The 19,305-nt window shown below is 72.4% G+C and carries 17 protein-coding genes and 2 pseudogenes; 12 read left to right on the forward strand and 7 right to left on the reverse strand.

From position 1 onward, the window contains the following. Nucleotides 1-95: 95 nt before the first annotated feature. The 6 genes and pseudogenes from OHA73_RS01355 (at nt 96) to OHA73_RS01380 (ending at nt 4,883) form a co-directional block, all read left to right on the forward strand. Nucleotides 96-623, forward strand: coding sequence for a hypothetical protein (locus tag OHA73_RS01355; protein WP_266718180.1), 528 nt, complete (start codon nt 96-98; stop codon nt 621-623). 224 nt (nt 624-847) lie between these two features. Continuing rightward, nucleotides 848-1,486: pseudogene (locus tag OHA73_RS01360) on the forward strand (ABC transporter ATP-binding protein); the annotation flags it as partial. Nucleotides 1,487-1,587: 101 nt separating this feature from the next. Next, the gene (locus OHA73_RS01365; RefSeq protein WP_327653854.1) at nt 1,588-2,385 is read left to right on the forward strand and encodes an ABC transporter permease; all 798 of its coding nucleotides are present in this window, start codon (nt 1,588-1,590) and stop codon (nt 2,383-2,385) included. Continuing rightward, nucleotides 2,378-3,679, forward strand: coding sequence for a sensor histidine kinase (locus OHA73_RS01370; protein ID WP_327653855.1), 1,302 nt, complete (start codon nt 2,378-2,380; stop codon nt 3,677-3,679). Before OHA73_RS01365 ends, OHA73_RS01370 begins: the two co-directional genes overlap by 8 nt. A gap of 72 nt (nt 3,680-3,751) precedes the next feature. Continuing rightward, nucleotides 3,752-4,411, forward strand: coding sequence for a response regulator transcription factor (locus tag OHA73_RS01375; protein WP_266718174.1), 660 nt, complete (start codon nt 3,752-3,754; stop codon nt 4,409-4,411). Further along, nucleotides 4,404-4,883, forward strand: a complete 480-nt coding sequence (locus OHA73_RS01380) for an NUDIX domain-containing protein (protein ID WP_327653856.1) — start codon at nt 4,404-4,406, stop codon at nt 4,881-4,883. Before OHA73_RS01375 ends, OHA73_RS01380 begins: the two co-directional genes overlap by 8 nt. An 87-nt stretch (nt 4,884-4,970) precedes the next feature. On the opposite strand, the pseudogene OHA73_RS01385 reads toward OHA73_RS01380, so the two are convergent. From OHA73_RS01385 to OHA73_RS01395, 3 genes and pseudogenes are all read right to left on the reverse strand, one after another. Continuing rightward, nucleotides 4,971-5,393 (reverse strand): annotated as a pseudogene (locus OHA73_RS01385) (arsenate reductase ArsC). Further along, the gene (arsB, locus tag OHA73_RS01390; protein ID WP_267073035.1) at nt 5,386-6,483 is read right to left on the reverse strand and encodes an ACR3 family arsenite efflux transporter; all 1,098 of its coding nucleotides are present in this window, start codon (nt 6,481-6,483) and stop codon (nt 5,386-5,388) included. The pseudogene OHA73_RS01385 and the gene arsB overlap by 8 nt, the downstream one beginning before the upstream one ends. Before the next feature lie 2 nt (nt 6,484-6,485). Then, nucleotides 6,486-6,893 (reverse strand): ArsR/SmtB family transcription factor, encoded by a 408-nt coding sequence (locus OHA73_RS01395; protein WP_327653857.1) that lies wholly within the window; start codon nt 6,891-6,893, stop codon nt 6,486-6,488. A gap of 106 nt (nt 6,894-6,999) precedes the next feature. Between OHA73_RS01395 and OHA73_RS01400 the strand changes: the two genes are divergently transcribed. Together OHA73_RS01400 and OHA73_RS01405 are read left to right on the forward strand one after the other, a co-directional pair. Continuing rightward, complete coding sequence (locus OHA73_RS01400) at nt 7,000-7,476, forward strand: ArsI/CadI family heavy metal resistance metalloenzyme (protein WP_327653858.1); 477 nt, start codon at nt 7,000-7,002, stop codon at nt 7,474-7,476. A gap of 122 nt (nt 7,477-7,598) precedes the next feature. Beyond that, nucleotides 7,599-8,993 carry an NADP-dependent succinic semialdehyde dehydrogenase gene (locus OHA73_RS01405; protein ID WP_327653859.1) on the forward strand — a complete coding sequence of 465 codons (1,395 nt, stop codon included), beginning with the start codon at nt 7,599-7,601 and terminating at the stop codon, nt 8,991-8,993. Here OHA73_RS01405 and OHA73_RS01410 read toward each other — a convergent pair. The 4 genes from OHA73_RS01410 to OHA73_RS01425 all read right to left on the reverse strand — a co-directional run bounded on the left by OHA73_RS01410 (nt 8,968) and on the right by OHA73_RS01425 (nt 14,755). Then, entirely contained in the window at nt 8,968-9,819 is an 852-nt protein-coding gene (locus OHA73_RS01410; RefSeq protein ID WP_327653860.1) for a DUF2877 domain-containing protein, read from the reverse strand. The two genes, OHA73_RS01405 and OHA73_RS01410, sit on opposite strands and share 26 nt — an antisense overlap. Beyond that, on the reverse strand, nt 9,816-11,276 hold the full coding sequence (locus tag OHA73_RS01415; protein WP_327653861.1) for a DUF1116 domain-containing protein: 1,461 nt from the start codon (nt 11,274-11,276) through the stop codon (nt 9,816-9,818). Before OHA73_RS01415 ends, OHA73_RS01410 begins: the two co-directional genes overlap by 4 nt. A gap of 103 nt (nt 11,277-11,379) precedes the next feature. Continuing rightward, nucleotides 11,380-12,993, reverse strand: a complete 1,614-nt coding sequence (locus tag OHA73_RS01420; RefSeq protein WP_327653862.1) for a transcriptional regulator — start codon at nt 12,991-12,993, stop codon at nt 11,380-11,382. Nucleotides 12,994-13,186: 193 nt separating this feature from the next. After that, entirely contained in the window at nt 13,187-14,755 is a 1,569-nt protein-coding gene (locus OHA73_RS01425; protein WP_266718160.1) for a PucR family transcriptional regulator, read from the reverse strand. A 202-nt stretch (nt 14,756-14,957) separates the two neighbouring features. On the opposite strand from OHA73_RS01425, the gene OHA73_RS01430 reads away from it, so the two are divergent. From OHA73_RS01430 to OHA73_RS01445, 4 genes are all read left to right on the forward strand, one after another. After that, entirely contained in the window at nt 14,958-16,058 is a 1,101-nt protein-coding gene (locus OHA73_RS01430; protein WP_327653863.1) for a carbamate kinase, read from the forward strand. A gap of 89 nt (nt 16,059-16,147) precedes the next feature. Further along, the gene (locus OHA73_RS01435) at nt 16,148-17,281 is read left to right on the forward strand and encodes an acetamidase/formamidase family protein (protein ID WP_327653864.1); all 1,134 of its coding nucleotides are present in this window, start codon (nt 16,148-16,150) and stop codon (nt 17,279-17,281) included. 106 nt (nt 17,282-17,387) lie between these two features. Further along, a complete protein-coding gene (locus OHA73_RS01440) occupies nt 17,388-18,671 on the forward strand; it encodes an amidohydrolase family protein (protein ID WP_327653865.1) in 1,284 nt (427 codons plus the stop codon). A 1-nt stretch (nt 18,672) separates the two neighbouring features. Then, the gene (locus OHA73_RS01445; protein WP_327653866.1) at nt 18,673-19,242 is read left to right on the forward strand and encodes a DUF1097 domain-containing protein; all 570 of its coding nucleotides are present in this window, start codon (nt 18,673-18,675) and stop codon (nt 19,240-19,242) included. The last annotated feature ends 63 nt before the right edge of the window (nt 19,243-19,305 follow it).

Consider the following 19,305-nt stretch of genomic DNA (forward strand, 5'->3'; position numbering starts at 1 on the left):
GGCATACCCCCTGAGCACAGTCCGCCCGACGGGCAAGTGGCAGGGCGGATGGCTGCGCCGTGCGGGGCGGACCAGACAGGGGCGAGGGGGCCGTCATGCGTGGCGTGCCGTACGAGCCGTACCAGGTGGACAGCGAACGGCTGGCGACGGCGTTCGTCGAAGTGGCCGACGCCGCCGTACGGGGCGGTGCTCAGGCCCTCGGCGTGCTCGTCGGCAGTTGCGTGTCGCTGCTCGGAGTGGCGTCGGCGGTGGCGGTGCTGAATCCACCCGCGACCCGGGTCGAGGTCGCGGCGTCCGATCCACGCGGTCTGCGCCTGGAGCGGGCCGCGTTGACGTGGGGCGAGGGTCCCGGCCTGGACTGCCGCAGCTCCGCGACGGCCATCAGCGGCGTCCCGCTCGCGCATCCGTACGCGCGCGCCAACTGGCCGTCGTACACGGCGATGGCGCGCAGCATGGGCTTTGCGTGTGTGGTGGCGGTGCCGCTGCGGGCCTCGGACGGGGCGGTGGGCTCGCTGAGTCTGCTGTCGGAGCTGTCGGGGCCGATCGGGCCGGAGCGGTTGCGCCTGGGACAGCATCTCGCGGACGCGACGGCGTTGGGGGTCTTGCCGCGGAGGCGGGCCTGAAGGAACACCCGCCTCGACCCGGACCTGACCCTGGCCCCAGCCCCGACCTCGGCCCCAGCCCCAGCCCCGGCCCCAGCGCGGAACTCCTCCCCCGCGTCCGCGGCCTGGGGGATTTCCCCCAGCAGGGTCGGAGGACAACCTCGTTCCGGCGGATCGTCCCGGTTCATAGCGTGGATGTCACACGAAGGACGTGACGGCAGAGCGCGCGGGCAGAGGGAGTCGTGATGATCGAGGCCAGGGGTCTCACCAAGCGGTACGGCGAGACGGTCGCCGTGGAGGATCTGAGCTTTCGGGTGCGCCCCGGGAGCGTCACGGGGTTCCTCGGGCCGAACGGGTCGGGGAAGTCCACGACCATGCGCATGATCATGGGTCTCGACCGGCCGGACGCCGGGCACGCCACGGTCGACGGCCGCCCGTACGCCGAGCTGGACTGGCCGCTGCGCCGCGTCGGCGCGCTCCTCGAGGCCCGCACATTCCATCCGGGCCGCAGCGCGCGCAGCCATCTCGCGGCGCTCGCCGCGGGCGGCGGCATCGATCCGGCGCGGGTGGACGCGGTCCTTGAGACCGTCGGTCTGGCGTCGGTCGCGCACAAGCGGGCGGGTTCGTTCTCGCTCGGCATGGCACAGCGCCTCGGGATCGCGTCGGCGCTCCTGGGCGACCCGGCAGTGCTGCTGTTCGACGAGCCGGTGAACGGCCTGGACCCCGAAGGCGTGCGCTGGATAAGGCAGTTGCTGCGCTCACTGGCCGCCGAGGGACGTACGGTCCTGCTGTCGAGCCATTTGATCAGCGAGATGGCTCTGACGGCCGACCATCTCCTGGTGATCGGCCAGGGCAGGCTGCTCGCGGACACCTCGGTCGCCGAACTCACGGCGGGCGGACGCTCGTTGGAGGAGTCGTTCTTCGCGCTCACCGGGAGCGCGGCCGCGTACCAGGCAGGACCCGTGTACCAGGCAGGAGGAGCCCGATGAGCACCGTGACGTACGCGCCCGCCCTGGCGGGGCACCATGGCTTCCGGCAGGCCGCCCGGATGGAGTGGATCAAGCTGCGGAGCCTGCGGTCGACAATGTACGCGCTGCTCCTCACCGTGGTCGGCATGATCGCCATGGGGGTCGTGACGATGGCCAACACCAAGGCGCCGCAGGGTGCTTCGAAGGTGGCGTCCTTCGACCCGACGAACAATGTCCTGGCGGGTGTGGCCCTCGGGCAGCTCATCATCGGCGTGCTGGGTGTCCTCGTGATATCCGGCGAGTACGCGTCGGGGACGATCCACTCGACGCTGGCCGCGGTGCCGGACCGGCGGCTCGCGCTGGCGGCGAAGGCCGCGGTGTTCGGCGGTCTCGCGCTGGCCATCGGCGAGGTGGTCACGTTCGTGTCGTTCCTCGCGGGGACCGCGGCACTCTCCCCCGGTGTCCCGCATCCTTCGCTCGGTGACCCCGCTGTGCTGCGCGCCGTGCTCATGTCGGGCGCGTATCTGGCGATGGTCGGCCTGATGGGGCTCGGGATCGGCACGATCACCCGGCACACGGCGAGCGCGATAGGTGTCCTGGTCGGCATCACGTATGTGCTGCCCGCGCTGCTGGCCGGGACCACGGGGACGACGGTCGCGAAGTTCTTCCCGACGATGATCGCGGGCAATTCGCTGGCGGTGACGGTGCCGGTCGACGGGATGCTGTCGCCCTGGGCCGGGTTCGGGGTGCTGTGCCTGTACACGGCGGCGTTCCTCGCCGTGGGCGACCGGCTGCTGGCGCGTCGCGATGCCTGACTTCCCCCTCATCGGCCTGCCGACCGTACGGGCGGCGTTGACGGCCTGCGTGACGCGGCGGGCGTGGGCGGAGGCGGCGTACTGCCTGCTGTCCTACGTCCCCGCGCTCGCGGGTTTCCTCCTCGTCGTGGTCGCGCTGGCTCTGGGGTCGGCGCTGACGCTGACGGTGGTCGGGGCGGTGCTCGGCGCGGTGTTCCTGCTGGCCGGGCTCGGTCTGGCCCGTGGACTCGGCGCGCTGCACCGACGTCTTGCGGGCGCGCTATTGGGCGAGCGGGTGGCGGCGCCGGGCCCGCCGTCGGCCGAGGGTGGGACGTTCGCGCGCGTGGAGGCGCGGTTGCGGGACGGGGCGGCGTGGCGGGCGGTCGCGTACGTGCTGGTGAAGTTGCCGCTGGCGACGGTGGGCCTGTACGGGCTGACGTGGTGGGTGATCGGCGCGGTGAACATCGCGGCGCCGGTGCGGTGGTTGTTCACGCCCGAGGATCTGACGCTGGTGACGCCGTTGCCGTGGGGCGGTGAGCCGCAAGTGACCTCGCCGGCTGAAGCGTTCGGTGTCGCGCTGCGGGGGCTGCTGATCGTCGTGGTGGCGCCGTGGCTGGTCCGGATCACCGTCAAGGTGGATCGCACGTTGATGCCGGCGCTGCTCGGCCCCGGTGAGCTGGCCGACCGGGTCCGCGACCTGGAGGAGAAGCGGGCGCTGGCGGTGGAGGACGCCAATGAGCGGCTGCGCCGGCTCGAGCGGGATCTGCACGACGGGGCGCAGGTCCGCCTGGTGGCGCTCGCGATGAGCCTGGACATGGTGCGCGAGCAACTGGACGACCGGGACCGGCCGGAGCTGCACCGCATGGTGGAGACGGCGAGGGACAACGCGACGGAGGTTCTCACGGAGCTGCGCGACCTCTCGCGAGGCCTGCATCCGCCCGCGCTCGACGGCGGGCTCGGCGACGCGTTGAGCACGCTCGCGGCGCGCAGCACGCTGCCCGTGGACGTCAGCGTGGATCTGCCGGAGCGGCCGGCGCCGGCGATGGAGAGCCTGGCCTACTTCTGCGTGGCGGAGCTGCTGGCCAACGCGATAAAGCACAGCGGGGCGCAGCGCTGCGGGGTGGAACTGACCGCGGGGGACGGCACGTTGCGGCTGCGGGTGACGGACGACGGGAAGGGTGGCGCGCGCAGGGAGCCGGGCGGCGGGCTGGCGGGGCTGGTGCAGCGGGCACGGACGGTGGACGGGTCGCTGGAGGTGACGAGTCCACCGGGCGGGCCGACGGTGGTGACGGTGTCGCTGCCGCTGCACACGTAGGCGCAGGTGGAAGCGGGCGGGAGGCGAGGGAGCGAAGTGAACGCGGAGAGGGCCCATGAGACGATCCCGGCCATGCGTGTAGTCATCGCCGAGGACGCCGCCGTACTGCGGGAGTTGCTGGCCCAGATGCTGTCCATGCGGGGGCACGAAGTGGTGGCGGCAGTGAGCGATGCGGATGCGCTGCGGGCGGCCGTGGCGGAGCACAGGCCCGATGTGACGGTCGTCGACATCCGGATGCCTCCGACGCACACCGACGACGGGCTGCGTGCGGCGATCGACATCCGGCGCGAGCACCCGGGGACCGGTGTGCTGCTGTTCTCGCAGTACGTGGAGACGAAGTACGCCACGCGGCTGCTGGCCGAGGGCTCGGCGGGCGTCGGGTATCTGCTCAAGGAACGGGTGGCGAACGTCGCGGAGTTCACGGACGCGCTCACCCGGGTCGCGGCGGGCGGCACCGCGCTGGACCCGGAGGTGGTGACCCAGCTCGCCGGTGGGGGCCGGGCGACCGAGGAGCTGAGCTCGCTCACGGAGCGGGAGCGGGACGTGCTGGAGCTGATGGCGGAGGGCCGGTCGAACGCGGCGATCGCCGAGTCGCTGCACGTGTCGGCGGGCACGGTGGAGAAGCACGTCGCGGCGGTCTTCGGGAAGCTGGGGCTGCCGGTGTCGGAGGATCACAATCGCCGTGTACTCGCGGTCATCCGCTTCCTGCACCGAGACTTGACGCATGGCTGACGGGACGAAGCGAACGAAGCGCAGCGCGGGCCTGCTTCTCTTCCGGCGCGCGTCGGGCGGGGTCGAGGTGCTGCTCGGGCACATGGGCGGCCCGTTCTGGGCGCGCAAGGACGCGGGCGCGTGGGGCGTGCCGAAGGGCGAGTACGAGCAGGGCGAGACGCCGTGGGACGCGGCGCGGCGCGAGTTCCAGGAGGAGCTGGGACTGCCGCCGCCGGAGGGGACCGCGCTGCCGCTGGGCGAGACGGTGCAGTCCGGCGGAAAGCACGTGACCGTGTGGGCGGTGGAGGCGGATCTGGATCCGGCGGACATGGTGCCGGGGACGTTCACGATGGAGTGGCCCCGGGGTTCCGGTCGCACGCAGGAGTTTCCCGAGCTGGACCGGGTGGCCTGGTTCGGCCTGGACCCGGCGCGGGATCGGATCGTGAAGGCGCAGGCGGTCTTCCTCGACCGGCTCGCGGCTCAGCTTTCCTGAGCCGCGAGCCGACGGCCTACCTTCGTCGGCGCCGAGTCGCCGAGCCGCTGGGTCGCTGAGTCGCTGAGTCGCTGAGTCGCCGGATCCTCAGGCGTCCGCCGCCGTTGCGATGTCGTCGATCAGCGCGCGGACGCGTTGTTCGATCTCGTCGCGGATGGGGCGCACGGCGTCGACGCCCTGGCCTGCCGGGTCCGGGAGTTGCTAGTCCAGGTAGCGCTTGCCGGGGAAGACGGGGCAGGTGTCGCCGCAGCCCATGGTGATGACGACGTCGGAGGCCTGGACCGCGTCCACGGTGAGGACCTTGGGGACCTCGGCGGAGATGTCGATGCCGACCTCGGCGAGTGCTTCGACCACGGCCGCATTGACCGTCTCCGCCGGGGCCGAGCCCGCCGAGCGTACGTGGACGCGGTCGCCCGCAAGATGGGTGAGGAAGGCGGCCGCCATCTGTGAACGTCCGGCGTTGTGGACGCAGACGAACAGCACCGACGGCTGCTGCGGGGTGTCAGACACGGGTCGTCTCTTCCTGCGGTACGGCCGCGGCGGCAGCGGGGGCGGGGAAGTAGCGGCGCGCGTACAACGCGACGTAGACCAGACCGATCAGCACGGGCACCTCGATGAGCGGGCCGACGACGCCGGCGAGTGCCTGTCCGGAGGAGGCGCCGAAGGTCGCGATGGACACGGCGATCGCCAGCTCGAAGTTGTTGCCCGCGGCGGTGAAGGCGAGCGTGGTGGCACGCGGGTAGTCGAGCCCGACCGCCCTGCCCAGCAGCATCGATCCGGCCCACATGAGCGCGAAGTAGACGAGCAGCGGCAGTGCGATGCGGAGCACGTCCACGGGGCGGCTGGTGATGGCGTCGCCCTGGAGCGCGAAGAGGATGACGATGGTGAACAGCAGCCCGTACAGGGCGAACGGGCCGATGCGCGGGATCAGCTTCGCCTCGTACCAGGTGCGGCCCTTGACCTTCTCGCCGATGCGGCGGGTCAGGTATCCGGCCGCGAGCGGAATGCCCAGGAAGATGAGCACGCTGCGGGCGATCTCCCACACCGACACGTCCAGGCTCGTCTGTTCCAGGCCGAGCCAGCCGGGCAGCACCTGGAGGTAGAACCAGCCGAGCGCGGAGAACGCGATCACCTGGAAGACCGAGTTGAGGGCGACGAGCACGGCGGCGGCCTCGCGGTGCCCGCAGGCCAGGTCGTTCCAGATGATGACCATGGCGATGCAGCGCGCGAGCCCGACGATGATCAGGCCCGTGCGGTACTCGGGGAGGTCCGGCAGGAACAGCCAGGCCAGGGCGAACATGAGCGCCGGGCCGACGATCCAGTTCAGCAGCAGTGAGGGCAGCAGCATGCGCCGGTCGCGGGTCACGGTGTCGAGACGGTCGTACCGGACCTTGGCCAGCACCGGGTACATCATCACGAGCAGGCCCAGCGCGATCGGCAGGGACACCCCGCTGACGGTCACCGTGGCCAGCGCGTCCCCGAGGCCCGGGATCAGGCGCCCGAGGCCCAGGCCGACCGCCATCGCGGCGAGGATCCACAGGGCGAGGTAGCGGTCCAGGAACGACAGGCGTCCGGCCACGCCCTGTTCGGGTGCGTCCATGCTCACGAGGCGGCTCCGGCCGTCTCGTCGCTGCCGCGCACCGGCGCGCCGGCCGGGCGGGTCAGGATGCCGGCCAGGCGGTCGGTCATCTCCGGCAGCAGCCAGTAGTAGACCCAGGTGCCGCGCCGCTCGCAGTCGATCAGTCCGGCCTGCCGCAGCAGCTTGAGGTGGTGCGAGATGGTCGGCTGCGACAGGTCGAAGGCAGGCGTCAGATCGCAGACGCAGATGTCCCCGCCGTCCCGCGAAGCGATCATCGACAGCAGCCTCAGACGCACCGGGTCGCCCAGCGCCTTGAAGACTTTCGCCAGGTCAACGGCTTGTTCCTCATCCAACGGGGCGGTCAGCAACCCGGGACAGCACGCGTCGGCCGCGCCGTTCTGCCCCAACACCACAAGTTCTTGCTTCGACATACTTCTATATTGACAGCCGTCGATCCAAGGCGCAATGCTGCATCGACAGGCATCAATACAAGACGTCGATTCAAGCGAGTCGATTCAAGCGAATGGGGAGACCGCCATGTCCCGTGCTCAGCTCGCCCTGCAGGTCAGTGACCTGGAAGCGTCGATCACCTTCTACTCGAAGCTGTTCGGCACCGAACCGGCCAAGCGCCGCGAGGGCTACGCCAACTTCGCCATCACCGAGCCCCCGCTGAAGCTCGTCCTCATCGAGGGCGAGCCCGGGCAGGAGACCCGCCTCGACCACCTCGGCGTCGAGGTCGATTCCACCGACCAGGTCGGTGCGGCCACCGGCCGACTCAAGGACGCGGGCCTCGCGACCTTCGAGGAGAACGACACCTCCTGCTGTTACGCCCTCCAGGACAAGGTGTGGGTCCACGGCCCCGGCCAGGAGCCCTGGGAGGTGTACGTGGTCAAGGCCGACGCCGCCACGCTCGGCAAGAGCGCGCAGGCCGGGGCCGACGGCGGGGACGGCTGCTGCACGAGCCGGGCCGTCACCGCCGACACGGCCGCAGCGGAGTGCGCCTGCGGACAGTGATCCGACGGGCCGACGTCTGACGGACCTCCCCGCGGGTACCCGGCGATCGCCCCGCAGCCCGCGTTGCGCACGCCCGTGGCGCGCGGGAAGGTCGAAGGAACCGCGCAGAGGAGGTCGGCAGCATGCCCATCGCGACGGTCAACCCGGCGAACGGCGAGACCCTCAAGACGTACGAGGCCCTGTCCCCGGAGGAGATCGAACGCAGGCTCGCCCTCGCGGCGAGCGCCTTCGACTCGTACCGGACGACGACGTTCTTCGACCGGGCGAGGCTGCTGCAGCGGGCCGCCGACCTGCTGGAGGCGGACGCGCCGGACATCGCACGCGTGATGACGACCGAGATGGGCAAGCCGGTCGCGGCGGCCCGTGCCGAGGCGTTGAAGTGCGTGAAGACGATGCGCTGGTATGCGGAGCACGCGGCTGATCTGCTCGCGGACGAGCATCCCGCGGAGTCGGACGTGAAGGACTCGGGCGCGGTGCGGGCGCATGTGCGCTATCGGCCGCTCGGCCCGGTGCTCGCGGTGATGCCGTGGAACTTCCCGCTGTGGCAGGTCGTACGGTTCGCGGCGCCCGCCCTCATGGCCGGGAACGTGGGTCTGCTCAAGCACGCGTCGAACGTGCCGCAGACGGCCCTCTACCTGGAGGACCTCTTCCGCCGGGCCGGTTTCCCCGAGGGCTGCTTCCAGACGCTGCTCATCGGGTCGGGCGCGGTCGAGGGCATCCTGCGCGACGAGCGGGTGGAGGCGGCGACACTCACCGGCAGCGAACCGGCCGGACGTTCCGTGGCAGCGATCGCGGGCGACGAGGTGAAGAAGACGGTCCTGGAGCTGGGCGGCAGCGACCCGTATGTGGTGCTGCCGTCGGCGGACGTGGCGAAGGCGGCGAAGACGGCCGTCACGGCGCGCGTGCAGAACAACGGGCAGTCGTGCATCGCGGCCAAGCGGTTCATCGTGCACGAGTCGGTGTTCGAGGAGTTCCGGGACGCGTTCGTGGCCGGCATGCGGGAGCTGCGGGTGGGCGATCCGCTCGACGAGGACACGGACGTCGGACCGCTCTCCAGCGAGCAGGGGCGCAGCGACCTGGAGGAGCTGGTCGACGACGCCGTCGAGAGCGGCGCGAGTGTGCTGTGCGGTGGGCAGCGGCCCAAGGACTTCGCCGACCGCGGCTGGTTCTACGAGCCGACCGTCATCGCCGATGTGACCCCCGAGATGCGCATCCACAAGGAAGAGACGTTCGGACCGGTGGCGACCCTGTACCGGGTCGCGGACCTGGACGAGGCGGTCGCCGTCGCCAATGACACGCCCTTCGGCCTGAGTTCCAATCTGTGGACCCGCGACGAGGACGAGATCGAGCGCTTCGTGCGCGACAGTCAGGCGGGCGGCGTCTTCGTCAACGGCATGACGGCCTCGCACCCGGCCCTCCCCTTCGGCGGCGCGAAGCGTTCCGGCTACGGACGTGAGCTGTCGGACCACGGCATCAAGGAGTTCTGCAACATCACCACGGTGTGGTTCGGGGACTGACAGCAGCCGCGAGACCTTGGCGGTGCGAGGGCCGGTCGATCCGCGCCCCCGCGCACAGCCCGTGCAGCAGGTCGCTCCCGGAGCTGTGACCGACGGCCAACAGGTCGGCGACCGGTGCGGCGAGATCCGCGCCGGTCGCCGCCGCGTGCAGTACCGCCGCCACCTGTGGGATGCAGTGCCCGTCGGCGGCGTGCCGCAGGAGCGCGGCCGAGACCGGGGGCGTACGTGTCCCGGCCTGCTCTGCGGTGACTACGAGAGCGGGCAGCCAGGTGGGTGGCAGTGGGGACAGGCGGGCGGCGAGCAGCAGGCCGCACAGGAAGTCGTCGCCTGACGGGGTGGCTCCGGGGCCGAGCCCCAACAGGCCCTCAGCGGCGCGACGCCCCGCGCTCGGGGTTCCGTGCGCGAGGGCGCGGACGAGGGCGGTCGCGGCGGGGCGGGCCTCGGCCGCCAGTGGGCGCGGCGGACGCAGGCGCGCGAGCCGGTCGAGGGCCGGGCCGCTCGGGAGGTCCTGGACGCGGGGCGGCGCCCAGAACTCCCCGACGGCCAGGCGCAGGTGCCCGACCGCGATGCACCCGCCCCCGACCCGTCCCGCGCCCCCGACCGCCACGCCGTCGAACGGCCGCTCCCCCGCAGCATGCGGCAGAACCACGGCGGTCGGCACGCGCACGGCCTGCGGCACGACCACGGCGAGCGGGGTGCCACCGTCGCCCGGCAGCAGATACAGCGCCTGCCGCGCGACGGCCACGATCCGGGCGGGACGTGGGGGCCCGGCCAGTAGCGCTCGGGCCAAGGTGCTGACGGTGCACGGCAGTTGGGCGGGGCTCATGCCCTGAGGGCAGCAAAATCGTCGGGCGTCTCCGGAACCGCGAACGCCTCCAGCGCCTTCCGGAAACATTCCAGCGGTGCGTGGGCCAGGCCCGCTCCGATCTGTCCGATGCCGGGTTCGCGGTGGGCGATGCCCGTGGTGACGACGGGTTCGATGCCGGTGTCGAGGACGGCGCGCACGTCGATGCCGACCGGGGAGCCGATGCCGCCGAGGGCCGGCAGCCGGTAGGCCTCGTGCCGGGCCAGCGTGATGCGGGCCATGTCGCGGCTGGTGCGCAGCGCCTCCTGCACGGTGCCGCCGACGAAGCCGGTGATGGCGGGCGCGGCTGCGAGGGCGAAGCCGCCGAGGCCGTTGGTCTCGGTGATGGCGCTGTCGCCGATGTCGGGGTTGGCGTCCTCGGGCCCGTATCCGGCGAAGTACAGTCCCCGCACCTCGGCGGCGGGCGCCGTGAACCAGGCGTCGCCGAGGCCGCTGACACGGATGCCGACCTCGACGCCGTTACGGGCGAACGCCGTGACGAGCGTGGAGTGGGCGACACCGTGGGCGGCAGAGGTGGCGAGTTTGGCGGCCGCCATCGAGAAGTTGAGGAACCAGTAGTGGTTCTCGGCGAGGAACTCCAGGACTTCCGGGCCGTGTTGTACGCGGGCGAGCGGCGCGGCGAGTTCCCGCAGCAGCAGCGCGGAGGCGGCGGTGTTGCGGCTGTGGCACTCGTCGCCCATCTGGAGCGCCTGGGCGACGACGGACCGCAGGTCCACGCCGTCGGGCCGGTCGGCGAGGACCGCGCGCAGGGCGGGTGCCAGTACGTCCGCCATCCAGCGGAGCCGGTCCATCACATCGTCACCCAGGGCCCCGTAGCGCAGACAACGTCCCGCGCCCTCGTTGAGGTTGGCGTAGGCGCGGCGCCCGGTGGCCGGGTCCTCGACGACGAGCACGGGCATGGACGGGGAGGTGACGCCGCCCATGGGGCCGACGGCCTCGTGGTGGTGGCACGGCTCGAAGCGCAACACGCCCGAGTCCGCCAGGTGTTGGGCCTGTTCCGGGGTGTCGGCCCAGCCCTCGAGCAGCGCGGCACCGATGACACCCGCGCGCATCGGGCCGCACATGTCGGCCCAGTCGACGGGCGGTCCGGCGTGCAGCAGGACGCGTTCGCCGGTGGCCCGGTCGTCGAGCACCGGCAGGACGTCGCGGGCGGTGCGTACGTCGCGCCACACGGGTCGCACGGCGAGCAGCCGCTCGACGGCCGTGCGGTTCGCGGCCTCGACGGCTTCATGGCCGGTGAGTTCGGCCAGCTTCCAGCCGAGGTCGGGGTCGCCGCCCGCGGGCGGCCGCCAGTCGAGAGTGGTGACGTGGGCGCCTGCGGTGCGGGGCACATCGGCGAAGTCGGCCACGCCGACGGCGGCGATCCGCGGTGCGGCGTCGCCCGCGCCGAGCAGGTCGGGCACGAGGTGAGGGGTCATGTGCGGTCTCCTGAGCGGTGGTTGGGGTGGGCGGGTTCGACGTGTGCGTCGCGCCGGGCGGTGCGTGCCGACGCCTCCATGCGCCACGGATGCGGCATCACGGTCACCGCCCCGTCCTCCCCGTTGACATCAACTCACCGGAGTCCCGGCGGAGTTCACTTCCCCCGGTCACCAACGACACCGCCCACTCGGCCGCATCCGTACTGGTCGGGGCCAGCACGGCGCCCGCCTTCTCCAGGCGCGCCCGCACCGCGTCGACGTCCTGCGGGTCGCCGGCCGTGCCGACGACGAAGGCGATGACGGGCGCCCGCCCCCGCTCCCCCGCCCGCTCCAACTCGGTCGCGAGCGCCGCGGCCGGGTCGGCGCCCGCGCCGTGTCCAAGAACGACGTCCAGGACCACGGCTGCGGTGCCCGGGTCGGACAGTGCGGCGCGCAGATGGGCAGCGCGCACGGTGGGGTCGATCATCGGGTGGGGGCGGCCCGCGGTGTAGGCGTCGTCGCCGAGGTCGAGCACCAAATGGCGCTCTGGCAGGTCGATTTCACGTCCGGGAACGTAGGGGGCGACCGCCGTGACCGCCGTCGGCAGCAGTTGCCGTGCCTCGTACGCGAAGGTTCCGCCCGCGTACAGGGCACGGAGGTAACGGCCGGGTACCGCGTCCACCGCGGGCGGCGCCCAGGGGGGTGCAGGTACGCCACCGAGGGTGCGGACGACCGCGCGGGCCGCGTCGCGAAGTGTGCCGACGACGGTGACGGCGGTTACGGGGCCCGACACACCGGTCCGCTCGGCGCCCGCGAGGTCGCCGAGCTCGGCGGGCCTCTCGGTGCCGAGGAACGCGACCACGACAGGCTTGCCCGCACTCCCCGCACGGGCGATGACGCGTTCGGCCACCTCGGAGGCGGGCGGCTTCGACACCAGCACGATCAACTCGCAGCCGGGGTCGGCGGCGAGCAGGTCGAGCGCGTCGAGCGTGGTGCGCGCGCCGACCTCCGCGCTGAGGTCACGGCCGCCGGTCCCGATCATCTGCCGGACCCCTTCGCCGGCCGCGTCCAACAGGCACGACACCTGCTGAAGTCCCGTTCCGGAGGCGCCGATCAGGCCGATGCGGCCGGAGCGGAGCACATTGGCGAAGCCGAGCGGTACGCCGTCCAGGACGCCGGTTCCGCAGTCGGGTCCCATGGCGAGCAAGCCCCGGCGGTGGGCCTCCTCCTTGATGCGGATCTCCTGCTCGACGGAGACGTTGTCGCTGAAGACGAAGGCGTGCATGCCGCGGCGCAGCGCCTTGAGCGCTTCGGCCGCCGCGTACGGGCCGGGGGTGGAGATCAGGGCGAGCGCGGTCGCCGGGTCCGCCTCGCCGAGGGCGCGCGGCACCCATTCATCGGCCTCGGAGCTCTCCGAGGCGGCAGGCTGTTCGAGCAGCGCGGGCACCTCGGCCAGGGCGTGCTCGATGGCGTCGGCGGTCCCGCGCAGCGCGACGATCATGTCGGCGGGGCGTGCGGCGCGGCCCTCGTCGGTGAGGAGTCGGGCGTCGGCGAGCAGTCGCAGATTGGGTTCGGTCGCCATGACGAGGCTGGCGGCCGTGATGCCGGGCAGTTTGGTGAGGTGCTGGGCCGCGCGCATCAGGGCGACCGAGTCGGCGTAGGCGTCGCACCGCACGGAGTTCGACGTCAGGGTGTCCGGGGCGGGGTGGCCGTCGGTGGCGGGCGGGGTGGGCTCCATGGCATCGACGCTACGGCCGCACCCCGGGCGCGGTCTTCGGCGAGCGGTGCCAGCGCGCGGGTGTGGATCACCGGCAACGGCTGACAGTGACCGGGCCGCCGGGCGCACACCAGCATGATCGGGGACACCCGCGACCGTGCCCCGTCGGACCGCTCACCGACGCCGCCACCAATGCCGACACCGACGGCCACCGTCAGTGAGCGCGCGCGCTGAGCAACCGGTGGGCGTGAACGGCCAGTTCCGTCTGGAGCCGGCGCATCGGATCCTTATCGGGTGCGCCGGTGAGCCGTTCGATCTGCTTGAGGCGGTAGCGCAGCGTGTTGTAGTGCACGTGGAGTTCCTCGGCCGCCTCGACGCCGTTGCGGTCGTGCCGCAGATACACGGTGAGGCTGTGCACGAGACTGCCGTCGTGCCCGGCGTCGTACGTCAGCAGGGGGCCGAGGGCGTCGTCGACCAGCGCCTGGAGTTCACCCGCGGGCAGCTGGTCGAGGAGCCGGTACACCCCGCTCTCCTCGTGGAGCCGGACGAACGAGCGGGCGGGGCCCTCCAGTTCACGGCCCAGGGCGAGCGCGCTGAGCGCCTCGCTGTGGCTGAGGTGCAGTTCGGTGAAGTCGGCGCGGATCGTGCCCGCCGCGACGGCCACGGCGCGCCCCGGGCAGGCGGCGGCGACCGCGCGGCGCAACTCCTCGCAGCGGCTGCGCAGTTCGGAGCCGCCCGGCGCCACCAGCGCGGTGAGGCCACCGGGGGTGCCCCAGGCGGGTGTGTCGGCACCCAGTGCGGTGCGGGCGGCGGAGAGCAGGCGTTCCTCCGTGAGGCGGACGCCCGCACCCTCCGGGGTTGCCGCGGCCTCGACGACCACGGCGGCGTGCGGCCGCTCCAGGTCCCAGCCGAGGGCCGCGGCCCGGCGCGCCGACTCCGCACGGTCGCGCGGGGGGTGGGAGACGAGTTCGGTCAACAGCAGGGTGCGGTACCGGCGTTCGCGCTCGGCCAGTACGCGTTCCTGTACGGCGAGCATCCCGGCCAGGCTGGCCACGTGGTCGGCGGCGGTTCCCCACTCCTCGTCGGGTACGCAGCCGCGCCCCGCCCACAGGACGACCTCGCCGCCGCTGCGATGCCCGACGGTGATCGGCCGGGACACGGACGCGGGAACGCCGTCGGGCACGTCTCCCGCTGCCGCGAGCAGCCCCCCGTCCGGACCACGGATCGCGGCGGCGCAGCCGGTCTCCCCCGCCAGCAGGACGACGAGTTCGCCGTAGGAGCCGCCCCCGAGGACGGCCTGTGAGAGCCGGTCGCGCAGCGCCTGCGAGCGCTCCAGACTGAGCGCCTGCCGGTTGAGTACGGTGCCGATGACCTCGGAGAGGATGTCGTTGAGCATGACGTCGCCGGGCAACTCGACGATGGGGAAGCCCAGTTCGTCGGCGCGGCGCAGCATCGGGTCGGGCAGCCTCGGCAGATAGGGGCCGACCTTCACGCCGAGGGCCGCGAGGCCGCGGGCGGCGAGTTCGGGCACCAGGCCGGTGAGCGCCTCCTCGTCGTCGCGGACGGCGTAGGCGGTGGTGAGCAGGAACTCGCCGCCGCGCATCCAGCGGATGATGTCCGGCACTTCCATGATGTTGGCGACCCTGATGCCGCGGCGCGCGCCCGCCTCCCCGGCCGCCAGGCGGGCGCCCGCGAGCGCGGGCAGCTCCAGCGCCTGGGCCACGGTCAGGCCCACGGCGCCGGCGGGACGGGGTGCCGTCGCAGCGTGCGGAACAAGGGTCACGCCGCTCACTATGGGCGCCCTCGCGGGGGCTGTAAACGCTCGTGACACGAGGTTGTATACGATTCCTCGATACCGCGGCGGTGCCGTCGTCCGCCCCCACCCGGTCGCCCCCGAAGCACTGTCAGCGAGCGTCAACGCCCCCGCGCACACGCTGGCACCGGCTGCCCATGACCGCCGCGCCGGGCGTTCCTATCGTCCTGACATGCCTCCAGGAACCGCGCCCCCACCAGCCGCTTCCCCCGTGCGGCCACCGGCCGTGACGCGCCCCGTCGCCCCTGTCACCGTCCTCGCCATCGGTGGCAACGCACTCCTCAACGGCGGCCCGCGCGCCACCATCGCGGAACAGTTCGCCGCCGCCCGGCAGTTGGCGCGCCCGGTGGCGGAGCTGGTCCGTGCGGGGCACCGCGTGGTCGTCACGCACGGCAACGGTCCACAGGTCGGCTTCATCAAGCGGCGTTCCGACCTCGCGGCCGAGCTCGCCCCCGAACTCCCGCTCCTCGACCTCGACATGTGTGTCGCCGACTCGCAGGGAAGCATCGGCTACATCCTCGTACGAGGCCTGTCGGACGCCCTGCCGGCCGGGTCCCGGCCGGTCGCCCTGCTCACGCACACCGTCGTCGACCCGGCCGACCCGGCGTTCGCCCGGCCCACCAAGCCCATCGGCACCCACTACGAGCGCGCGGAGGCGGAGCGGCTCGCCGCCCGGCACGGGTGGACCGTCGCCGACGACGCGGGGCGCGGCTGGCGCCGCGTCGTCCCCTCACCGGCGCCGCACGCCATCGTCGAACTCGACGCCGTCGCCGCCCTGTTGGACGCCGGACACGTCGTGGTGGCGGGCGGGGGCGGCGGCATCCCCGTCACCCGCGGACCCGACGGGGCACTGTGCGGCGTGGAGGCGGTCGTCGACAAGGACGCGACCTCCGCACTGCTCGCCTCCGCGCTCGGCGCGGACGAGCTGATCGTGACGACCGGAGTCGAGCGGATCGCCCTCGACTGGGGCACCCCGCGCCACCGGGACCTCGACCGCATGGACGCGGCGCAGGCCCACCGGTATCTGGCGGAGGGGCAGTTCCCCGAGGGCAGCATGGGGCCGAAGGTGCGCTCGGCCCTGGACTTCCTCGCGTCCGGCGGCCACCGTGTGCTGATCACGTCACCGGGCGCGTTGAGCGAGGCGCTGCGCGGCGCGACGGGCACGCGCATCGTCCCGACCGCCCGAACTGTCCGGTCGGTCAACAGCGAGGGCAGTGGCAGTGGCAGTGGCAGTGACTTTGGTAATGGCAACACGACCGCTTCGGGGCCGTAACACGACGACATCAAGATCGTCCCTGCCGCCGACCCCCTCCTTGCCCCTCCCCGTCGCCTCCCCGCCCCCTCACGGTCGAAGGACCCCCTATGACGCTGACCTCCGCCGCCCCCTCCCCCGACGCCATGCCCGTCGACGGCCGCCACCACCTCTCCACCACGCCCGACACCGCCCGCTGGGGCGTACTCCCCCGCGCGGACAGCGCCCCGGTACTGAAGGTCGACGACGGTGACACGGTCACGTTCGATCTCGTCTCCCACGAGGGGATCCTGCCCGACCAGGGCCGCGACCCGGTGGAGTTCTTCGGCGGTTACGGAGTACCGGCCCACCAAGTGCCGCGCGACGCCCAGGAGATCGCGGCGTCCGACCTCGGGCGCGAGCCGGAGGGCCCGATCGGCCCGCACATCGTCACGGGCCCCGTCGCGGTGCGCGGCGCACGCCCCGGTGACCTGCTGTGCGTACGCACCCTGAGCCTGCACCGGCGCACGCACTACGGCATCGTCTCCAACCGGCACACCCGCGGCTCCCTGCCCGATGAACTCCCGGACCCTGCCGCCGATTTCACGAGCCCGGACACCAAGCGCGCCGCCGAGGGCACGGTCTCCTCCTTCTGCACGGTCGAACGCGATGGCGACGGCGCCGAGTTCGGCGTGCTGCGCTGCACGCCGACGCTGAGCGCACGCTTCCCGCTCGGCCCGTTCGTCGGGATCATGGGCGTGACGGACGACGGCGCGGACACGCGCAGTTCGGTGCCGCCGGGCCCCTTCGGCGGCAACCTCGACATCAAGCACCTGACCTGCGGCTCGACCCTGTACCTGCCGATACGTACCGACGGCGCGGGCTTCTACGCGGGTGACCCGCACTTCGCGCAGGGCAACGGGGAAGTGGCGCTCACCGCGCTGGAGGCGCCGCTTCGGGCGACGGTGCAGCTGTCCGTGGTGCGCGGCGCGGCGGCACGCCGGGTGACCGGGCTGCTCGCGGAGCCGTTCGCCGAGACACGTACGCACTGGATCGCGCTCGGACTCGACGCCGACCTCGACGAGGCGATGCGCCAGTGCGTGCGCTCCGCACTCGGCTTCCTCACGGCGCGCACCGGCATGGACCGGGCCACCGCGTACGCGTATCTCAGCGCGGCGGCCGACTTCGAGGTCTCACAGGTGGTCGACCAGATCAAGGGCGTCCACTGCCTGATCCGCAAGGCGGACTTCCCCGCCGAGACGTAACCCACCGATCCACCCCAGACGTAACCACCAATCCCCCCAGGTCGCGCCCGCACGCACCGCACCCGCACTTGCCCGTCACGCATCTCTCGACCGAAGGAGAACCACCGTGACCGCTCTGCTGCTGCGCCACGCGCGTGTGGAGGACTCGCCCGACCCGACCGACATCCGCATCCGTGGCGGACGGATCGAGGCCATCGGCCCCGGTCTCGCCGCGCCGGACGACATCGGCGCCGAGGTCCTCGACTGCGCGGGCCGCGTCGTCGTGCCCGGTCTGATCGAGGCCCATCTGCACCCGGACAAGGCACTGCTCGACGGGTTGACCCCGGAGGGCACCGGCTCACTCGCGGACGCCATCAGGATCACTGCGCTACTCAAGGCGGGATTCACGTACGACGAGGTACGCGCGCGTGCCGAGCAGGTGCTCCGGATGTGCGTCCTGAACGGCACCACCGCGATCCGCGCCCATCCCGACGTCGACCCGGTAGCGGGCCTGACCGGGCTCAACGTCCTATTGGAACTGCGCGAGAGGTGGGCGGCCCTGGTCACTCTCCAGGTCGTCGCGTTCCCCCAGGAGGGCATCTTCAAGGCGCCCGGCACGGAGAAGCTGCTCCGTGAGGCGCTCGACTCGGGCGCCGATGTCGTCGGGGGGTGCACCTACAACGAGGCCTCCCTCGCCGACTGTCACCGGCACGTGGAGCTGGTCCTCGATCTCGCCGCCGAGTACGGCGTCCCTGCCGATCTGCACGCGGACTTCGGCGACGACCACGGCGACAGCCGCTTCGCCCTCGCCGAGTTCATCGCCGCCCGCACCGCCGAGCGTGGCCTCCAGGGGCGGGTGACCCTCGGCCACGCCACCTCGCTCGCCGGGCGCCCGCCTGCCGAACGGCGTACGGTCCTCGCCGAACTCGCGGCCGCCGGGGTCGCGGTCGTGCCGCTGCCCGCCACGGATCTCTTCCTGGGCGGTCGCGGCGACGACACGGCGCCGCGCCGGGGCCTGGCCCCCGTGCGTGAACTCTGGGACGCGGACGTCCTCACCGCCTGCGCCACCAACAACATCCGCAACGCGTTCACCCCGTACGGCACCGGCGACGTCCTGGAGACCGCGCTGCTGCTCGCCCGGATCGCGCACCTGTCGGGCCCCGCCGATCTGCGACGGGTGCTGCGCATGGTGACGTACGACGCCGCTCGCGTGATCGGCATTCCGGAAGCGGACTACGGGGTGCGCGAGGGCGCGGTGGCGGACCTCGTCGTCCTGGACACCCGCGATTACGCCACGCTGCTCCTGGACCGGCCCGTGCGCACCGCGGTGGTCAAGTCGGGGCGGGTGGTGGCCCGTTCGGCGGTCTCCGCGGAACTCGACGGTTCTCTCGTCGCGGGCGGGGTGGTCTGACATGGCCGAGGCGACGACAGGGACGAGCACGGCCGCTCCGGTGACACCCGTGCTCCGGGAGCGGATTCCGCACGAGATCGTGGCGTCGGTGCTCGCCGCGACGACCGCCTTCGTGGGCGGGACCGCGCTGCATCTGCCACCTTGGGCGATCTTCATCTCGTGGGCGGGCATGTTCCTGATGGGCGGCCCGAACCTGGCCGGCGCGCGACGGCTGTGGTGCGCGATGCCGGTGGGTTCCACGTACGCACTGCTCATCGTGCTCCTGGAGACTCATGCGGGCACGGCGTTCGGCGAGAGCCAGTTGGCCCGGAACACGTTCGGGGCGCTGTGCATCCTCGTCCTGAACAGCGCTCTGATGTACACGGGCCGGGTCCGGTTCTTCTCGCTCATTCCCGGCATGTTCTTCGGTTTCGCCAGCTACTTCGCGACGTTCTTCGGCGGGTTCGGCTTCGAGGCGGGCAACCCGTGGGCGGCCTGGGTGTGCGTGGTCGCCATGAACGCGCTCGGCCCGGTGTACGCCTGGCTGTCGATGCGGCTGACCTTCCCGGTGGAGATCAAGTCGCCTTCCTGAGCGGCCCTGTTCACCCTGGCGTCACTCCGTGTTCGGGGCGGGGGCCGAGCGTGTGCGCTGTAC

Origin of the sequence: Streptomyces sp. NBC_00483, from assembly GCF_036013745.1 — a bacterium.
In the GTDB taxonomy this organism is placed as follows: domain Bacteria; phylum Actinomycetota; class Actinomycetes; order Streptomycetales; family Streptomycetaceae; genus Streptomyces.

Excerpts from the sequence above, each read along its gene's own strand:
- OHA73_RS01355 (WP_266718180.1), top strand. The coding sequence starts at position 96 with ATGCGTGGCGTGCCGTACGAGCCGTACCAGGTGGACAGCGAACGGCTG.
- OHA73_RS01365 (WP_327653854.1), top strand. The coding sequence starts at position 1,588 with ATGAGCACCGTGACGTACGCGCCCGCCCTGGCGGGGCACCATGGCTTC.
- OHA73_RS01370 (WP_327653855.1), top strand. The coding sequence starts at position 2,378 with ATGCCTGACTTCCCCCTCATCGGCCTGCCGACCGTACGGGCGGCGTTG.
- OHA73_RS01375 (WP_266718174.1), top strand. The coding sequence starts at position 3,752 with ATGCGTGTAGTCATCGCCGAGGACGCCGCCGTACTGCGGGAGTTGCTG.
- OHA73_RS01380 (WP_327653856.1), top strand. The coding sequence starts at position 4,404 with ATGGCTGACGGGACGAAGCGAACGAAGCGCAGCGCGGGCCTGCTTCTC.
- arsB (WP_267073035.1), bottom strand. The coding sequence starts at position 6,483 with ATGGACGCACCCGAACAGGGCGTGGCCGGACGCCTGTCGTTCCTGGAC.
- OHA73_RS01395 (WP_327653857.1), bottom strand. The coding sequence starts at position 6,893 with ATGTCGAAGCAAGAACTTGTGGTGTTGGGGCAGAACGGCGCGGCCGAC.
- OHA73_RS01400 (WP_327653858.1), top strand. The coding sequence starts at position 7,000 with ATGTCCCGTGCTCAGCTCGCCCTGCAGGTCAGTGACCTGGAAGCGTCG.
- OHA73_RS01405 (WP_327653859.1), top strand. The coding sequence starts at position 7,599 with ATGCCCATCGCGACGGTCAACCCGGCGAACGGCGAGACCCTCAAGACG.
- OHA73_RS01410 (WP_327653860.1), bottom strand. The coding sequence starts at position 9,819 with ATGAGCCCCGCCCAACTGCCGTGCACCGTCAGCACCTTGGCCCGAGCG.
- OHA73_RS01415 (WP_327653861.1), bottom strand. The coding sequence starts at position 11,276 with ATGACCCCTCACCTCGTGCCCGACCTGCTCGGCGCGGGCGACGCCGCA.
- OHA73_RS01420 (WP_327653862.1), bottom strand. The coding sequence starts at position 12,993 with ATGGAGCCCACCCCGCCCGCCACCGACGGCCACCCCGCCCCGGACACC.
- OHA73_RS01430 (WP_327653863.1), top strand. The coding sequence starts at position 14,958 with ATGCCTCCAGGAACCGCGCCCCCACCAGCCGCTTCCCCCGTGCGGCCA.
- OHA73_RS01435 (WP_327653864.1), top strand. The coding sequence starts at position 16,148 with ATGACGCTGACCTCCGCCGCCCCCTCCCCCGACGCCATGCCCGTCGAC.
- OHA73_RS01445 (WP_327653866.1), top strand. The coding sequence starts at position 18,673 with ATGGCCGAGGCGACGACAGGGACGAGCACGGCCGCTCCGGTGACACCC.